12 protein-coding genes are annotated in these 17,470 nt (G+C 43.8%); all 12 read left to right on the top strand.

The annotated features are described in order from the left end of the window. Positions 1–53 precede the first annotated feature (53 nt). Positions 54–1,313, top strand: a complete 1,260-nt coding sequence (locus tag WS42_RS01425; RefSeq protein WP_195305581.1) for a DUF4934 domain-containing protein — start codon at positions 54–56, stop codon at positions 1,311–1,313. A gap of 12 nt (positions 1,314–1,325) precedes the next feature. Further along, on the top strand, positions 1,326–1,712 hold the full coding sequence (locus tag WS42_RS01420) for a DUF1573 domain-containing protein (protein ID WP_022161280.1): 387 nt from the start codon (positions 1,326–1,328) through the stop codon (positions 1,710–1,712). Positions 1,713–1,888: 176 nt separating this feature from the next. Next, on the top strand, positions 1,889–2,290 hold the full coding sequence (locus WS42_RS01415; protein WP_022161279.1) for a hypothetical protein: 402 nt from the start codon (positions 1,889–1,891) through the stop codon (positions 2,288–2,290). A gap of 48 nt (positions 2,291–2,338) precedes the next feature. Continuing rightward, positions 2,339–3,586, top strand: coding sequence for a DUF4934 domain-containing protein (locus WS42_RS01410; protein WP_046450670.1), 1,248 nt, complete (start codon positions 2,339–2,341; stop codon positions 3,584–3,586). A gap of 176 nt (positions 3,587–3,762) precedes the next feature. Then, a complete protein-coding gene (locus WS42_RS01405; RefSeq protein ID WP_113028022.1) occupies positions 3,763–4,032 on the top strand; it encodes a hypothetical protein in 270 nt (89 codons plus the stop codon). A gap of 16 nt (positions 4,033–4,048) precedes the next feature. After that, on the top strand, positions 4,049–5,251 hold the full coding sequence (locus WS42_RS01400; protein WP_046450668.1) for a DUF4934 domain-containing protein: 1,203 nt from the start codon (positions 4,049–4,051) through the stop codon (positions 5,249–5,251). Between the two features lie 78 nt (positions 5,252–5,329). Next, positions 5,330–7,117, top strand: coding sequence for an O-antigen ligase family protein (locus WS42_RS01395; protein WP_022159353.1), 1,788 nt, complete (start codon positions 5,330–5,332; stop codon positions 7,115–7,117). A gap of 31 nt (positions 7,118–7,148) precedes the next feature. Next, complete coding sequence (locus WS42_RS01390; RefSeq protein ID WP_022159354.1) at positions 7,149–9,077, top strand: transglutaminase-like domain-containing protein; 1,929 nt, start codon at positions 7,149–7,151, stop codon at positions 9,075–9,077. Positions 9,078–9,225: 148 nt separating this feature from the next. Further along, the gene (locus WS42_RS01385; protein ID WP_022159355.1) at positions 9,226–11,208 is read left to right on the top strand and encodes a retaining alpha-galactosidase; all 1,983 of its coding nucleotides are present in this window, start codon (positions 9,226–9,228) and stop codon (positions 11,206–11,208) included. 15 nt (positions 11,209–11,223) lie between these two features. Beyond that, complete coding sequence (locus WS42_RS01380; protein ID WP_046450667.1) at positions 11,224–13,428, top strand: S9 family peptidase; 2,205 nt, start codon at positions 11,224–11,226, stop codon at positions 13,426–13,428. A gap of 131 nt (positions 13,429–13,559) precedes the next feature. Beyond that, a complete protein-coding gene (locus WS42_RS01375) occupies positions 13,560–14,819 on the top strand; it encodes an ISAs1 family transposase (protein WP_229098404.1) in 1,260 nt (419 codons plus the stop codon). Positions 14,820–15,024: 205 nt separating this feature from the next. After that, positions 15,025–17,427, top strand: coding sequence for a glycoside hydrolase family 127 protein (locus WS42_RS01370; RefSeq protein ID WP_022159357.1), 2,403 nt, complete (start codon positions 15,025–15,027; stop codon positions 17,425–17,427). Positions 17,428–17,470 lie beyond the last annotated feature (43 nt).

The following is a 17,470-nucleotide window of genomic DNA, read 5'->3' as shown; positions in this document are numbered from 1 at the left end:
TTACACAGAATATTTACTGGGAAGGATAACTTAAAACATTTAATTGTTTTAATATGAGATACTTTGAGATGAAAGGAATTTTTAGATTCTTATCCGGGATTATGGGTATTACCTGGCTATTATGGGGTGGTTGTAGACCTACAATAAAGGAACATGACCAATCTCTGTCGGATATAACAGTGATCGATTTGAATACTCTGGAGGAGGCAGATCTTTTGTTATCTCATCACCGAGTGGATTCTTTGCGGAAATTTGCTTTCCAGGGGCATGTTATGACTGTTGCGGATGGGTGGCCCGATAGTTTACGGATAATTAAGTTGGAGACTTCGGCGGATTGTTTGCTCGGAGCAATAAAGAAAATCCGCTTTGTAGATTCTTTGATTTTTATAAGTGATTATAACGATCATCTCTATGTGTTTGATAGTTCTGGGAGTTTTCGGAATCCAATCGGTGAATTAGGTCGGGCTCCCAATCAGGTAGTTGCCTTGAGTAGTTTTTATGTGGATAGAAAGAGGAAAGTAGTTGGAGTGTATGATGGCTATAGCGATTGTATTCATAGATATACATTCGATGGAATAAAGCAAGATAAAATATCCTGTAGGAATGAGGTAAATGGCTATATTCTCGATGTCAATCAAATAGATGACAATGAAATATTGTTGACCTTATCATCCGGTGTCGGCGATTTGTACAATTATGCAGTGGTTTCAGCTAAAGATTATAAATTGAAAGAATATATTCTTCCTTATAATTTAAGATATCTTGAAAATTCTAGTCGGGGAGAACTATCGTGTCTTGCTCAGCCTAACGGACAACTTTGGTTGACAGCTCTGTTGTCGGATACCATATATGAGTATAAAGCGGGAAAAATGTTGTCACGATTTGTAGTGAAATCTGATTGTATGTCTCTAAATGATCGGGTCTTTGAAAGTCATAAAGAATGGATTTCTCCTGCTCATGCATCGGCTTTTTTACGTGATAATGGGTATTCTCAGGGGCTGATGGCAATATGGGCAACTGATCAATATTTACAATTCGATCTTTCCTATAAAGATACCGGATACAGTGTCTATTATGATTATCTGAATCACAAAGGATATAAATCGAAACAGTATTCCCGTGGTAATGTTTTAATGCCCGGTAGATTTCTGACAACCACTTCGGATGCTTTTGTGAGTTATGTTACAGCTTATGATTTTATTCATCAGCCGGAAGGTTGTATCGATGTCGACCGTCCCTTGTGGCGGGATTTGAGAGAACGGACGATGGAAGACGATAATCCGATATTGTTGTTGTATTATGTTCGTAAATAAAATATAGAACCGATGAGGATAATATTATTCTTACTGCTATCTGCTGTTATCATGGTGAATTGTTCTTCGCCTGTTCGTTCTATTGAAGAAGTGGTTGCTATGGACAAAGAAATCCATTTAGGGATAATTACCTATACAGATTATTTCCCCTTTTTTATACAATATAAAAATATCGGTGAAAAAGATTTACTGATAGAGAATATAGATACCGGTTGTGGTTGTATCATCAATGAGACTTTTTTCCAGTCGGTGGTACCAGGTGATTCTGCATATATTAATTTGGCTTTTAAACCGCAAAGTGGGGGGTATGTCGAAAGACGGATGGCAATCTATTTTCAAGGGTATGATAATCCTTTGGATATAACGGTAAAAGCATTTGCAGTGGATTCGGTCAGGTGAGAGAGGGCTTATTGTAATAGTTACTGTTTTATATCGGTATAGGATAGATGGGATGAGGAAATTACAGTCGGTAATTTAGTCCGGTCATTAGGGTGACAGAGAAAAATAGAACAAAAGAAATAGGAGTATTCCGAAAAGCCTAATCAAGTGAGTAGGACATTTTAAAATTTTAAGTCATGAAAAAATGGATTTTTATTACAACTTGTACTGTTGTGGTTTTATTGTCGACAGTGAATGTTTATCGTGTTTTAGGAGATTGGAATACACCTTTCCTCAGTATGTTAAAACTGGAACAATTGGCTTATGGTGAAGGGGGAAATGCGGGAGGAGAAGGAGGTGGAAGTGTAAATGATTGCGATATTTTTATATATAATAGAGGATATATGGAAGCTTGGGGTTTCTATGAAATATCATCAAATATTGATGCAGGTGCTTATATAACTTTGCCTGGAGGAAGGAGAATACGTCTAGGTATAGATGTAAGAGGAGGAACGACTATACGTTATCCTTTCTGTGAGGATTCTGAAAAGAATTGTTGTCTGAAATCACATGTGAATGGTCCTATATCTTATTTATAAGTATAGAATATTTGAAATGTTTTATTTGTTGAAGGTCAGATAATTAAAATGAAAAAAAATACTCTGTTCTCATGGTACTTTACAGTGATTATTTTTTTACTGTTTCTTAGCTGTAAAGATAAAATAAAGGAAAATAATCAACCTTTGGGAGAGGTTACTATCATCCATTTGGATAGTTTAATGGAGGCTAATTTGCTATTATCGAATCATTGTTTCGATTCTTTGCGGAATTTTTCTTTTGATGGGTGTTTGCTTACTCTCGCTGATGGTTGGCCCGACAGTTTACGGACCATAAAATTGGAAACTTCATCTGAATGTTTGTTGGGTGCTTTAAAGAAAATTGAGTTTGCAGATTCTTTGATTTTTATAAGTGATTATAACGAACATTTATATGTTTTCGATATGAATGGACGTTTTCTGAACCGAATAGGTGAAATAGGAAGAGATCCAAATCAAGTTAGTGCCATAACTAGTTTTTACGTAGATAAAAATAATAAAGTAGTAGGTGTGTATGATGGCTTTAGGCGTTGTATACACCGCTACTCCTATTTGGGTATCAAATATGATAAGATTACTTGTGGGGAACAGATAGAAAGCGGTAGTATTACCGATGTAAATGTCATTGCTAATCGGGAATTATTGTTGACATTGTCGTGTGGCATTGACGATTTATACAATTATGCTATATTATCGGCTGACGACGGTTCACTGAAAGCATATATTCTTCCTTATCAAGTAAAATATACGGAAAATTCCACTCGGGGTAATCTTTCGTGTTTTGCTCGTCCGGGTGAAAAACTTTGGCTGACGGCTTTGCTATCAGACACGATATATGAATATGCCGATGGAAAAATAATACCGAAGTTTGTGGTTAAGTCCAGTCTTGCAACCATCGATGCCGAAGTTTTTGTTGACAGGAAAGAATGGATTTCTCCTGCTCATGCTATGGCTTTTTTGCGGGATAACGGTTATTCTAAGGGGCAAACTGGGATATGGGCCAATGACCGGTATTTATATTTTGATATGTTTTGTAGAGGCAGTTGGTATAGTATTTATTATGATTATCTGAATCACAAAGGATATAAATCGAAACAGTATTCCCGTGGTAATGTTTTAATGCCCGGTAGATTTCTGACAACCACTTCGGATGCTTTTGTGAGTTATGTTACAGCTTATGATTTTATTCATCAGCCGGAGGGTTGTATCGATGTCGACCGCCCCTTGTGGCGGGATTTGAGAGAACGGACGATGGAGGACGATAATCCGATATTGCTGTTGTATTATATTCGAAAGTAAATAGTTGGTTTGTAACAAAATGAATAATTGAAAGGAGGTGCTTTGTCACTGTGTCTTAGTGTGTATTAGGTCGGCAGTGATGGAGTATGAACTATTTAATATTTGAATTATGAAAAAAAGTAAAATTGTATTTTTATTAAGCATATTATCGGTCTCTGCTTTGACATGTATAGTCTGTGCAGGGAAATCCTTTTTCCGTTTATGGGGCATTGGCCTTAACGAATTTAGAGGCTTTAGCTAATGGAGAAGGAGGAGCGACAGGAACGACTACTGGAGAGTATGTTTATTATGATTTTAATGGACAAAGATGGTATGGGGTAGAGAATGAAGGAACAGGAAAGTGGTTTCCGAAATTCGATAAATGCTATATACAGGGGAAATCATGTGTATTGTATTATCGGTTCGGGAAATTGTTGGAATGGAACCTCCTGTATTCATTGAATTAAATAATTGATAAATCGGATGTCAGAAAATGAGTTATTATTTTCTTTATTTTTTGTCTCCTGTCGTTCAAAAAATAAAGTCGAACAACCAATGATTAAAGATTTTGATTTATTACAGCGTGCTAATAATGATTATACTACAATAGATTTAGAACATGCGGAAGAATTGGCCTATCGTGAACTTATTGATAGTATTCGTTATATACCCTTAGGAGATGAATGTGGAGTAATGGGAAATATTGCCAATATAATTACTTATAAAGGACGTTTTTATATTCAGGAAGAGCAGTTCGATCGGGTTTTTATTTATGACGATACTGGTAGATGTTTAAAAAAGATAGATAATAAAGGACGTGGTCCGGGCGAATATTTAAGAATAGAATCTATAGATATAAATACGGAAAAAGAGGAACTGATGCTCGTTGATGGTATGTCGGATAAACTTTTTTTTTATGATTTAGACGGGAATTTTAAATCTATTCATTCCATACGGTATTTTCAAACAGAGAATACTCTATGTTTAAGAGATAGTGTATTTCTTCATATATCTGCTCCTTCTCAAAATTTTGGAAATGAGGGATTATATGGATATGCTTTGGTATTGTCAAAAGGTAATGAAAATTTTCTTAAAGGGTATCGTTATTTACCTCTTCAAGTAGGATATAAGGGAGGAGGGCAAATCTTTAAAGGATATGAACGTTCATGTTATCATCCAATCTATTCAGATACAATTTATCAAATATTATCCGATACAACTTATGGACCGATTTTCTATTTTAAAATAAAAAATTCAAGTTGGGAAAAGTATCATAATTCAGATAGATTTGTTGATATAGATGGAAGTGAAGAAGGAGTGTTTACGTTACTTTACGAAAATCAGGATTTTTTTCTAGGATACATAGCCGATAAAAAAAAGAAAGGTAATTATATGCAGCCTTTTTTGTATGATAAAATGAAAGATAAGACTTATCTATTGAGGTGGTGCGATTATTATGAACATTTGAAGGAACTCGACTACTTTGAGGGATATGAGGCACGCGGAATATTTGAAGATTACTTTATTGCTCACGTAAGTTTTTCGACTCTTGATCAATATAATATATTCGAGCGCGTGAAAGATGGGGCTCTTAAAATTACAAATCCGGAGTTGGAAAGAGTAATCCAGAATTTGAATACAGATTCGAATCCGGTTTTGATCCTGACGAAGTTTAAACATTTATGAGCAAAGGTTTATGAGATGGCCTTTATTACTGGCTATCGTGGTAAGTATTTTTTAACGGGAAACGAAAATAAATAAGTTATGGCAGATGGGAAAATAAATAGACCGTATGGGGGAGTCTTGTTATTGGGAATCTTTTTAACTCCTTTGTTATCGTTAGGTCATGATTATGCTGATGGTATAATTACCGCCAAATATTTCCGTTTTGCAGAAGTTGTCGGGATTGGTTTATTGCTGACATGGATGGTGGCATGGAAACGGAATTTTCAATTCTGTTTCAGATGGGTGGATGTCGGTGTGGTGCTGTTCGCTTTGTATGGGGTGGGAAGTTTTTTGTTGAATGATTTCAGGGGAGAAACGCAAACCTTGTTATTGATATTATTAGTGGGACTGTATTTTGTGTGTCGGGGTTTGGGAGGATGGAAGGTTTCTCAGAGGTTGCTTTTTACCTTTGTTTTATTGCTCGCCGGGAGCATCGAAGCGATATGGGGATTTTTACAGGTATACGGTTGGGCTGATCAATACCATAGCTTATACCGCTTGACCGGGAGTTTTTTTAATCCGGGCCCCTACAGCGGTTTTCTGGCGGTGATATTACCGGTGGCTTTGCATACTCTGTTAGGGCCGAAGCCTCTTTGCCGGGTTGATAAAATCGTGTACGGACTCGGAGTTATTTGTTTGGTTTCGATCATCCTGGTTTTACCGGCCGGCATGAGCCGGAGTGCCTGGGTGGCTGCCGGAGCCGGTTGCGGAGTTGTTGTGTGGAGGCAGAAACGCTCGAGGGAATACGTTAGGAGGGGAATAGGGCGGATAGGAAGAGGTTGGAAAAGATATTGGCTGGGGGGTATTTTATTACTGGGATTATCGATCGGGGGTGGATTGTATTTGCTGAAAAAGGATTCCGCCGATGGACGTTTGTTGGTATGGAAAATGGATCTGGCGGTGATGCGTTCCCAACCTTGGCTAGGTGTCGGTATCGGTCGGTATCCGGGTGCTTTAGGAGAAGCTCAGGCGGTTTATTTTGCAAACAGTCCTGCAGATCCGCGGGAAGAATATGTGGCTGATGCTCCTGAATATGGTTTCAATGAGTTTTTGCAATTGGGAGGTGAATATGGTTTGATCGGTTTGTGCTTGTTTATATCGATAACGGGTATAGCGTCGGGAGGGCTGTTTAAAAGGAACACGCAGCAAACCGGTGGAGTATCGGGCGCTTTAAGCGCATTTCTGGTATTCGCTTGTTTTTCCTATCCTTTGCATATGTTACCGATGGCGATGCTGTTTGTGCTGTTATTGGCGTGGAGTGTGAATGTCGGTGCGAAAGGAGTAAGGATAAGACGCTGGGCAGGACAAATCCTGTGGTTACCGGTTATGGTACTGGGGCTTGTTGCTGCCTGGAGATTGACAGAAAAGGAAACCGCCTATAAAACATGGAAAACCGCAAGGGCTTATTTCCGTCAGGGAGATTATCAAGAGGCTTTAAACCGGTATACACCTTTATTTTCTGCCCTATCCGACCGGCCTGCTTTTGTGTTCGAGTTTGGCGAATGTCAATTTCAAAATGCCCAATATGGAAATGCGACGGCGATTTTTTTGTGGGCGGCGGAACTCAGTGCCGATCCGATGGTGTATAATAAGCTCGGGAAAAACTATCAGGCCCTGAAACAATATGACCGGGCCGAGAAAGCTTATGTCCAGGCTGCTCATATGATTCCCCATCGCATTTATCCGCTTTACCTGCTGGCTTTATTGTACCGGGAAATGGGAGATATGGAAAAGGCCCGTGATATGGCCCGGCAGGTAATCGGCAAAGAACCCAAAGTGTGGTCACCTGCAGTGGAAGAAATGAAGACAGAAATGAAACAATTATAATGATTTTTGCTTACCCTAAATAACAAATGTGATGATGAAAATCCTATATTTTTACTTATCTGGCTTGTTGTTGCTGTGGAGTAGCTGTCAGCGGCCGACGATGCTCGATTTTGCGTTGCGGTATGCCGGGGAAAACCGCGTGGAACTGGAAAAGGTACTCGACCACTACCGGAATGATTCGCTGAAGTATCGGGCGGCCGTTTTTTTGATCGGGAATATGCCTTATCATTATTTCTATACAGGTGCGCAGTTGGATAGCCTCAGGCAAGGATACCGGTGGATGCAACGGACCGGACTAAGTGCCAAAGCGGTCAAACACAAATTGTGGAAGACTTTCGGCGAGCCTGATGTCAGGAGGTGGATGAAACGCAACGATGCCCGGTCGGTTACGGCCGATTTCCTTATCCGGCATATCGATTATGTATTCGGGGTGTGGGAGAAGCGGCCCTGGGCTTCGTATTATTCTTTCGAAGATTTTTGCGAATTTGTCCTGCCTTACCGGATTGAAAGGGAACCCCTGGAATTTTGGCAAGAGGCGTATGTACGGCGTTACGGACGGTTGTGCGACTCGCTCTGTGCCGTGAATCCGGATGTGGTGTTTGTCGCTTCGGCTCTGAACGATCACTTACGGGCCGAGCAGAATTGGTATGCATCTTCCGATTTGTCGTTTGTGGAATATGGAGCCTTGCAGTTACTGGACGAACGATTCGGAGGTTGCCGGGAGTTGTCGGGGTTCAATGTGGCCCTGTTCCGGGCATTGGGGATCCCTTGCGGAATCGACCGGGTGGTGCAGAATCCCCACCGGATCGGTTCGCATATGTGGACATTTATGGTGGATACCGACGGACGAAAGCTTCCCTACCTGTGGAATTACTATAATATCGACCGGGAGGAACGCATGGAAGAAAAGTATGGAAAGGTGTACCGGGATTATTTCAGCGTACAAACCACTAATTGGGCTGTGTCTTATCCCGACGAAGATATTCCGGGGATACTGAAAAACCCTTTTTTGCGGGATGTGTCGGACGAGTATTTCGGCCGGAATGTAGCGGTTGTACCCTTGTACGATTCGGCGGGCGATGGCCGGTTGTGCTACCTGGCGGTCTTCAATAATGCCGGCTGGTCGCCGGTAGCGGTAGGGACTGCAGCCGGTTTTCAGGGGGTATTCAATAATATCGATACGGCGATTGTCTATTTGCCCGTATACCACAGGGAAGGAAAGTTGACGGCGGCCGGCGATCCTTTTATTTATACGAAGAATCATGAAGTGAAATCCATCCGTGGTGGGAACGAAAGCGTACAAAAGATGCATCTGGTGAAAAAATATACCGGGACGGCTATGGATCGCTTGCTGCTGGATTTGATGGTACAGGGGGTATTCGAAGGAGCGAATACGCCGGATTTCCGGGATGCCGTGGTGCTCCACCGGATTACTGAAGTGCCGCTTCCCGATTCGAACTGGGTACGGGTGAACTGTCCGTCGGAATTTCGCTATCTGCGTTACCGGGGGCCGAAAGGTTCCAATAGTTGTATTGCAGAGGCGATGTTTTTCGATGCGGACGGTAAACTGATCCGGGGGGCCTGCATCGGTACACCTTCGGCGGAGAACGGAAAGACCTGGGATTGTACAAAAGTTTATGATGGGAGCAAACATACCTATTTTGCCGCTCAGGATGCCGATACCTCCTGGGCCGGTTTGCAGTTGGCGATACCTGTCCGCGTTAGCCGGATCTGTTACATTCCCCGGAACGACGATAATTTTGTCAAACCGGGCGACCTCTACGAACTGTTGGTGTGGGACCGGGGACAATGGTACACGATGGGACGGCAGGTGCCCGACACCTATGGACTCGATTATGAGGGAGTTCCTGCCGGACACCTCTACTGGCTGAGGGATCTCACCGAGGGTGTGGAAGAACGGATATTTACGTACGAACAGGGAAAACAGGTGTGGTGGTAGGAAGTTTGTACGATTCTTGCATCTAAAAAAATTTTTGTTGCATTCTTTTTCTTTCGTTCATACTATTTTTAACCTCACTTAACGGAGTGGAAATGGGAGGACAGAAAGAAAAGTAACGGTGGAGAGTAAATTTTTATAAAAATTGAATATGGTAAAAAAAATCGTTGGAACAGGAGTATTACTTGTCCTGGCTTTGGCGTTGCAAGCCGGAGTGAAAATGTATACTTTAAAGTCGCCGGACGGTAAAGTGAAACTCGAAGTGACTGCCGGACAGGGGATAGCTTATTCACTTTTCTATGATGGCCGGCTTTTATTAAAACCTTCCCGGATAGCCCTTCATACCGACCTGCCGGAAGCCGATCATTGGGAAAATATCCGTATAACGGGAACAAAACAGAGGCATGTGTCGGAGACGGTGCAGGCTCCGTTCTATCGGGTGAAGGAGTTCGGGATCGATTGTAATGAACTCGAACTCCGGTTGAACAATGGTTTTTCACTGCTGATGCGGGCCTATAACGATGGTATGGCCTATCGGTTCGTGGCCGGCCGGAAAGGAGAGATGACAGTGGTGGAGGAGAGGGCCGAATTTAATTTTGCTGATGATTTTGAAGCCTATATACCGTATTCTACCAATCCGAAAGATCCCTGGAATATGGCTTTTCAAAATTTTTACACCAAAGCTCCTCTTACACAATATAATACAGAGTTACCTGCTTTTTTACCCTTGACTGTGGATGCCGGTGCGGTGAAACTGACCTTACTGGAATCCGATTTGGAAGCTTATCCGGGCATGTTCGTCTGTGGAGATGGAAAAACGCCGGCTTTGAAAGGGGTGTTTGCAGCCTATCCTCAGGAAACGTTTAAGAATAAGTGGCGTTGTCAGGAGACGGTGAAAACCCGCAGGCCTTATATTGCGCGGGTAGCCGATAAACGTACCTTTCCCTGGAGAATTATGGCAGTGACTGCAGAAGATACTCAGATGCCGGTGAATCATCTGGTGTATGCGCTGGCCGCTCCCAACCGGATCGGTGATTACAACTGGATAAAACCCGGGAAAGTGGCCTGGGAATGGTGGAACGACTGGGGGATCAGCGGAGTGGATTTTAAAGTAGGAATCAATACGCCGACTTATAAACATTATATCGACTTTGCTGCGGAACAAGGAATCGAATATGTGGTGCTCGACGAAGGTTGGTCGGATCCCAAACAGGGAGATATCATGACCACTGTTCCGGAGATCGATTTACCGGAATTGGCCGAATATGCCCGCAACAAAGGGGTCGGACTGATTCTGTGGGCGGTGATGAACGTGCTGGACGAGCAGCTCGAAAAGGCTTGCCGGTATTATGCCGGTATGGGGATTAAGGGCTTCAAAGTCGACTTCCTCGACCGGGATGATCAGAAAGCGGTAGAGATGGTTTACCGGATCGCGGAAACTACTGCAAAATATAAGCTGTTCGTGGATTTTCACGGTATGTATAAACCGACCGGAATCAACCGTACTTTCCCGAATGCGATCAATTTCGAAGGAGTATTCGGCATGGAGGAACTGAAATGGAGTAATCCCGATATGCCTTTGTACGACGTAACTATGCCTTTTATTCGTATGATGGCCGGGAATGTGGATTATACCCAGGGTGCTATGCGGAATGCAGTGAAAAAGGACTTCAGGGATATTTACAGTAGCCCGATGAGTCAGGGGACCCGTTGTCATCAATTGGCTACTTATATCGTGTTCGACAGTCCGTTGGTGATGCTGTGTGATGCCCCCACCGCCTATCGCAAGGAACCCGAATGTACCCGCTTTATCGCCGGTTTACCCGTTGTGGCCGATGAAACCCGGATATTGCAGGGGAAAATGGGAGAATATATCGTCACAGCCCGGCGGGTGGGGGAAGACTGGATTGTCGGAGGACTGACCGATTGGGAAGCACGTACGGTGGATTTGGATTTGAGTTTCTTGCCGGAAGGGATGTTCCGGGCTGAAATTTTCTGCGACGGTATAAATGCGGATAAAAAGGGAGAAGATTACCGGCATGAATATCGTGATGTAAAAAGAGAGGATCGGTTGAAGATGCAACTTGCTCCGGGAGGAGGATTTGCTATCAGGTTGAAGAAAAATCATAACTGATAAAATTATAAACTTATGAAAATTATTCCTGTTATTTTATTATTGGTGTTCAGTTGTGCCGTTTGTGCACAGGAGCTGAAAGAAAAATATGCCGAAGCAGATGGGTTCAGGCAAAAGTATGAGGCCGGATATTTTGGAGGGAATATCACTCCCCGCTGGATCGGAAATACACATTTTTGCTGGTATGCGGTCAAGACTCCTGCAGGTACTGATTTTATACTGGTGAATGCCGGTAAACGACAGAAACAACCGGCTTTCGATCAGAAAGCTATGGCTAAAGCATTGACGGCTGAACTGGGACGAAAAGTGGAACCCGGGAAAATGCCTTTCCGGGAGATTGCGTTTTCGGACGATCTGAAACAACTGACTTTTGTGACCGAAGGCATGAAATATACTTACGACCGGAATAAAAATAAGATGATCGGTAAGGTGAAAGAAGAACCCCGCCGCCGGGAAGGCCACTGGGGAGGTGTGAATGAAGAGAATTGGCAGGGAGCTACTCCTTCGCCCGATGGAAAAAAAGAAGCCTTTGTCAGTGAAGGAAATCTGTTTGTCCGTGATATAAGCAGCGGCAAGGTGAACCGGCTGAGCTACGACGGAGCCCCCGGAGAATACTATTCTTCTTTTATCAGCTGGTCGCCGGATTCCCGGAAATTGGTGAGTTGTAAATACCGCCCCGCCTGGATCCGGAAATTGAAGACCGTCGTGTCTTCGCCTGCCGGACAACTGCAACCCAAAATGGAAGAGATCGATTATGTGAAACCGGGAGATGCCCTGCCTGTCAAACGACCGGTATTGTTTCTGGTGGAGGAAGGACGACAGGTAAATATCGAGTTTGCCGAACCGGAAAAACAGTTTAACCTGAACAATATCCGTTGGGCCGATGACAGTCGTTCTTTTACTTTCGATTATAACAAACGGGGACATCAGGAATATATAGTTTATAAAGTCACCGGGGACAACCCGAAGGCTCAAGTGCTGATCGGGGAGAAGATGCCTACTTTTGTTTATTATAATTTGCTGTATCGCTACGATCTGAAAGACCGGAACGAGATCCTCTGGATTTCGGAGCGTGACGGATGGCGCCATCTTTATCTCTATGATGCGGATAACGGTCAGGTGAAACGACAACTGACCAAAGGGGAATGGGTAGTGAAACGGGTGTTGCATGTGGACGATGCCGCCAGGGTGGTTTATTTGGTAGGGTGCGGAAAAGATGCCGGTGAAGATCCCTATCTCGAGAAAGTATACCGGCTGAATATAGAGAATGGAGAATTGCTCTGCCTGACACCTGAAAATGGAAACCATCAAGTGGAATTTTCCAGGGATTATACCTATTTTACAGATAGCTGGTCCCGGATCGATTGTCCGCCGGTAGCTGCTTTGCGTAGTGCGAAAGACGGATCGGTCTTGTTGTCTTTGGAAAAGGCCGATATCAGCAAGATGCTGGCAGAAGGGTGGAGAATGCCTGAAGTGTTTTGTGCTAAAGGAAGAGACGGAGAAACCGATATTTGGGGAGTTATCGTCCGTCCGGTAGATTTCGACCCGTCCAAAAAATATCCCGTAATCGAGTATATCTATGCCGGACCACATGATTCTTTTGTCCCGAAATCTTTCACCGTATCTCCGGTAGATGCCGCTTTGGCGCAATTGGGCTTTATCGTGGTACAGATCGACGGAATGGGGACGGCTAACCGTTCGAAAAAATTCCATGATGTATGTTGGAAAAACCTGAAAGACGGAGGCTTTCCCGACCGTATCGCCTGGATGAAGGCTGCGGCGGCTAAATATCCTGAGATGGATATCGACCGGGTTGGGATTTATGGCTGCTCGGCAGGCGGACAAAATGCGATGGGAGCTGTATTGTTCCACCCTGATTTTTATAAAGTGAGTGTCGCTGCTTGCGGTTGCCATGATAACCGGATGGATAAGATCTGGTGGAATGAACAGTGGATGGGGTATCCCGTCGGAAAAGAATATGAAGAATGCTCCAATACGGTGAATGCTTATCGTCTGCAAGGGAAATTGATGCTGATCCTGGGGGAATTGGACGATAATGTCGATCCTTCGACAACTTTCCAGGTGGTGAATGCTTTGATCGGTGCCGGTAAAGAGTTTGAATTTGTAGTATTGCCCAACCAGCGGCATACGATGGGCGGAGCTTACGGTGAACGGAAAAGACGGGATTTCTTTATCCGGCATCACGGCTTTTTCATTTAAGAAATATTGTTCATCGCTTGTAATTGTAGTAAAAATGCTTATATTCGTGCACAGCGATGCGGAAGCACCGCCTTAGGTGTTTCTTCTTATCGTTCATTTTTATTTTTTTTATAGGCGGAATTCAATAGAATATGATGTTGATATTGTCTTCCGCCTTTGTTTTTGCAATAGCAAAAATACGATTTATTTCGTTGATATACAACTTTTTATACGCAATATTACTAAAAAAGAAACACCTTGACTGTCTTCGTGGCAGCATCATGACTCATTTGAGAAAATTTGTATCCTCAGTCCCTGAATACCGCAGAACAAGCAGAGGAAACTTCAAACACAAACTTGAAGATATACTCATGCTCGTAATATTGGGCAGACTCAGCAAGTGTATTACCAGAGCTGAAATACTTCAATTTGGCAAACGTCACTTGAAACGCCTGCAGTCGAAAGGGTTATTTCCGTATGGGTTACCCTCAGAAGCTACGCTCTGCCGTGTGTTTCAAAGCATCGACGATGAAAAGATGGCTGATCGAATGTCTGCTTTTGCAGAGGTTTTCCGCAAGGAAATATCCGCTTCGGCAACTGACATCATTTGTATTGATGGCAAGGCCATGCGAGGTACCTTGTACGACAACGGACGCAACCCTAATATCGTCTCTGCATATTCACTCCGTTCCGGCTTTACTTTGGCTACTGATGTTTGCAAAGAGAAAAGTAATGAAATCAAATCCGTGCCCCGACTATTGGATAAACTAGATGTGTCAGGATGTGTCGTCACAGCAGATGCCATGTCATGCCAAAAGGGGATAATAGACAAGATTAGAGGTAAAGGAGGCGACTTCGTGATCGAACTCAAGGCGAATCAAAGATCTTTGCGCTATGGGCTTGAAGACTCTATAAAAGCCATCACCCCAACTGATATCTACAAGGAAGGTCCATACTTGGAACACGGCAGGATTGAGTCAAGGGTATGCCGTATATTCCGTGGGGAAGAACTGATTGCCGACAGGGAGAAATGGAATGGAAATTTGACAGTTATAGAAATACTCACATCTACGGAGAAAAAGTCTGATGGCAGAAGTACGTCTGAACAGCGACTGTATATTTCAAGCCTGGATAGCAGTGCAGAGCGGCTTAGTCAGATAACCAAACAGCATTGGGCTATTGAAAGCATGCACTGGGATCTTGACCGCAACCTCCGCCAGGACAGCATAAAGCGTAAGGCTGAACGAGCGGCTAGGAACCTGGATACAATTCAAAGGATGGTGTTGGCACTGATTGCCGTTTGGAAGAACAGAAGGAAAAAAATATCAGATAAGCAAAAGGGAACGGCGCAGATAATAAGGGAGCTGGCGGTAAGCTTCACTAACGTGTTGCATTTTCTGGCTCAAAAATGAGAAAAATTCAGATTTGATATATTCGTAACGCATTGATTACCAATAATGGTATTTCCGCCCATGCCGCATTGGCATGGGTATGGGAATGGTACGCCCAATTCAAAGCTTAAATGAAAAAGCCGTGATCCGGCATTTACAAGGCCTGCAAACTCCGGATTGGAATAAAGAGGAAAAGAAATAAAATCGAATCATAAATAAAAAGCTTATGAAAAAAAGAGTGATGACTTTTGTTGCCGCATGTCTGGCACTGAGTGTGTGTGCTCAGAAGAATGGACATACCGGTTATCCCATTACCCCGGTTCCTTTTACAGCTGTAAAAGTGAACGATGCCTTTTGGGGACAACGACTGAAAGCCAGCCGTGAAGTGACGATTCCGCTGGCATTCAGTAAATGCGAAGAAACAGGACGCTACAAGAATTTCGAAATGGCCGCTAATCCCGGTCCTCATAATAAAGTAACCGGATTTTCTTTTGACGATACCGATGTGTATAAAACGATCGAAGGGGCCAGCTATCTGTTGCAGACGTATCCGGATGAAAAATTGAAAAAATATATCGACAGTGTGCTGGTGATCGTTGCCAGGGCACAGGAACCGGACGGATACCTGTATACTTCCCGGACGATGAATCCGGAACACCCCCATGAATGGGCCGGATCGAAACGCTGGGAAAAAGTGGAAGACCTGAGCCACGAGTTTTATAACTTGGGGCATATGGTTGAAGGGGCTGTCGCTCACTATCAGGCTACCGGACAGAAAAACTTCCTGAATATTGCGATCCGCTATGCCGACTGTGTTTGCCGTGAGATCGGTGATAAACCCGGACAGCAGGTGAAAGTGCCCGGACATCAGATCGCCGAGATGGCTTTAGCGAAGTTGTATGTGGTGACCGGGGATAAAAAATACCTGGATGAAGCGAAATTTTTCCTGGATAAGCGGGGATATACGGAACGGAAAGACGAATATAGCCAGGCTCATAAGCCGATTCTGGAACAGAACGAGGCCGTCGGACATGCTGTCAGGGCTGCTTATATGTATTCCGGTATCGCCGATGTCGCTGCCCTGACCGGTGATCAGGAGTATATCGATGCGATCGACCGGATCTGGGAGAATGTCGTTACTAAAAAGTTGTATATTACAGGCGGAATCGGAGCTACCGGCAGTGGTGAAGCTTTCGGTAAAAATTACGAATTACCCAACATGTCGGCCTATTGTGAGACTTGTGCCGCTATCGGTAATGTGTATTGGAATTATCGCTTGTTTCTGCTGAAAGGAGATGCCAAATATTACGATGTACTCGAACGTACCCTTTATAATGGCGTATTGTCGGGGATTTCTCTGGACGGTGGGGCTTTCTTTTATCCCAATCCTTTGGAATCTATCGGCCAGCATCAACGTTCGCCCTGGTTCGGATGTGCCTGTTGCCCGTCGAATGCCTGCCGTTTTATTCCTTCTGTTCCGGGATATATTTATGCTGTGAAAGATAAGGAAGTTTATGTCAATTTGTTTGTGGCCAACGAATCGACCCTCGAAGTTGCCGGGAAGAAAGTAGGATTGAAACAGTCCACCTCTTATCCCTGGAACGGGGATATACAGGTGGCCGTGACTCCCCGCGGAATTTCCGATTTTGCGATGAAAATCCGGATTCCGGGTTGGGTGCAGGGAAAGGTCGTACCGAGCGATTTGTACCGTTATGCCGATGGCAAAAAACTGGGCTATACAGTGAAAGTGAACGGTAAGCCGGCAGAGAGTACGCTGGAAAAAGGTTATTTTACCATTCAACGCAAATGGAAAAAAGGGGATATCGTAGATATTCATTTCGATATGGAACCGCGGATTGTAAAAGCGAATTATAAAGTGGAAGCCGATCGTGGACGGGTATCCGTCGAGCGAGGACCGGTGGTGTATTGTGCCGAATGGCCGGATAATGATTTCAGTGTCCGGGGAATCCTGATGAATCAAACACCCGAATTTACCGTAGAAAACCGCAGTGATCTGTTGTACGGCATAGAGCTGTTGAAAACACAGGCTCAGACGCTGGAGTTCGATAAAGAGGGACGTCTGGAGGCAAAAGAAGTCACTTTATCCCTGATTCCTTATTATGCATGGGCACATCGGGGAGCCGGAGAGATGACCGTTTGGCTACCGATCGACCTGAATGCTACCCGTCCGGCAATGCCGCCGACGATTGCTTCCGAAAGTGAGGTTTCTGCCTCTCACCGGAGTAGTGCTATCTCGGCGGTAAACGACCGTTTGCAACCACAGAATCCCGAGGATCGCTCGATGCCTTATTACCATTGGTGGCCGAAAAAGAATACAACCGAATGGATTGTATACGACTTCAAAGGCGAACAGACTGTCTCTTCTTCTACCGTTTACTGGTTCGACGACGGCCCGTGGGGTGGTTGCCGGATACCGGAAGCATGGAAGGTATATTATAAAAATGAAGCCGGAACATGGGTCCCGGTGAAAAATACGGCTGATTATCCGATTCAGAAAGATGCTCCCTGTACGGTGGAATTCGAACCGGTGAAAACCGCTGCGGTGAAACTCGAAGTTCAATTGCCGGAGGATAATGCGGCAGGAATTTTTGAGTGGGAAGTGAAATAACTTTTGGCTTACCTCGTCATTATTGTTATTTTTGTAAAGAAAA

Source organism: Odoribacter sp. N54.MGS-14 (assembly GCF_000980295.1).
Taxonomy (GTDB): domain Bacteria; phylum Bacteroidota; class Bacteroidia; order Bacteroidales; family Marinifilaceae; genus Odoribacter; species Odoribacter splanchnicus.
Note: the sequence above shows the minus strand (reverse complement) of the source record. Positions and strands in the feature narration are given on the sequence as shown.

Excerpts from the sequence above, each read along its gene's own strand:
- WS42_RS01395 (WP_022159353.1), top strand. The coding sequence starts at position 5,330 with ATGGCAGATGGGAAAATAAATAGACCGTATGGGGGAGTCTTGTTATTG.
- WS42_RS01375 (WP_229098404.1), top strand. The coding sequence starts at position 13,560 with ATGATGTTGATATTGTCTTCCGCCTTTGTTTTTGCAATAGCAAAAATA.
- WS42_RS01420 (WP_022161280.1), top strand. The coding sequence starts at position 1,326 with ATGAGGATAATATTATTCTTACTGCTATCTGCTGTTATCATGGTGAAT.
- WS42_RS01425 (WP_195305581.1), top strand. The coding sequence starts at position 54 with ATGAGATACTTTGAGATGAAAGGAATTTTTAGATTCTTATCCGGGATT.
- WS42_RS01390 (WP_022159354.1), top strand. The coding sequence starts at position 7,149 with ATGATGAAAATCCTATATTTTTACTTATCTGGCTTGTTGTTGCTGTGG.
- WS42_RS01410 (WP_046450670.1), top strand. The coding sequence starts at position 2,339 with ATGAAAAAAAATACTCTGTTCTCATGGTACTTTACAGTGATTATTTTT.
- WS42_RS01415 (WP_022161279.1), top strand. The coding sequence starts at position 1,889 with ATGAAAAAATGGATTTTTATTACAACTTGTACTGTTGTGGTTTTATTG.
- WS42_RS01400 (WP_046450668.1), top strand. The coding sequence starts at position 4,049 with ATGTCAGAAAATGAGTTATTATTTTCTTTATTTTTTGTCTCCTGTCGT.
- WS42_RS01370 (WP_022159357.1), top strand. The coding sequence starts at position 15,025 with ATGAAAAAAAGAGTGATGACTTTTGTTGCCGCATGTCTGGCACTGAGT.
- WS42_RS01385 (WP_022159355.1), top strand. The coding sequence starts at position 9,226 with ATGGTAAAAAAAATCGTTGGAACAGGAGTATTACTTGTCCTGGCTTTG.
- WS42_RS01380 (WP_046450667.1), top strand. The coding sequence starts at position 11,224 with ATGAAAATTATTCCTGTTATTTTATTATTGGTGTTCAGTTGTGCCGTT.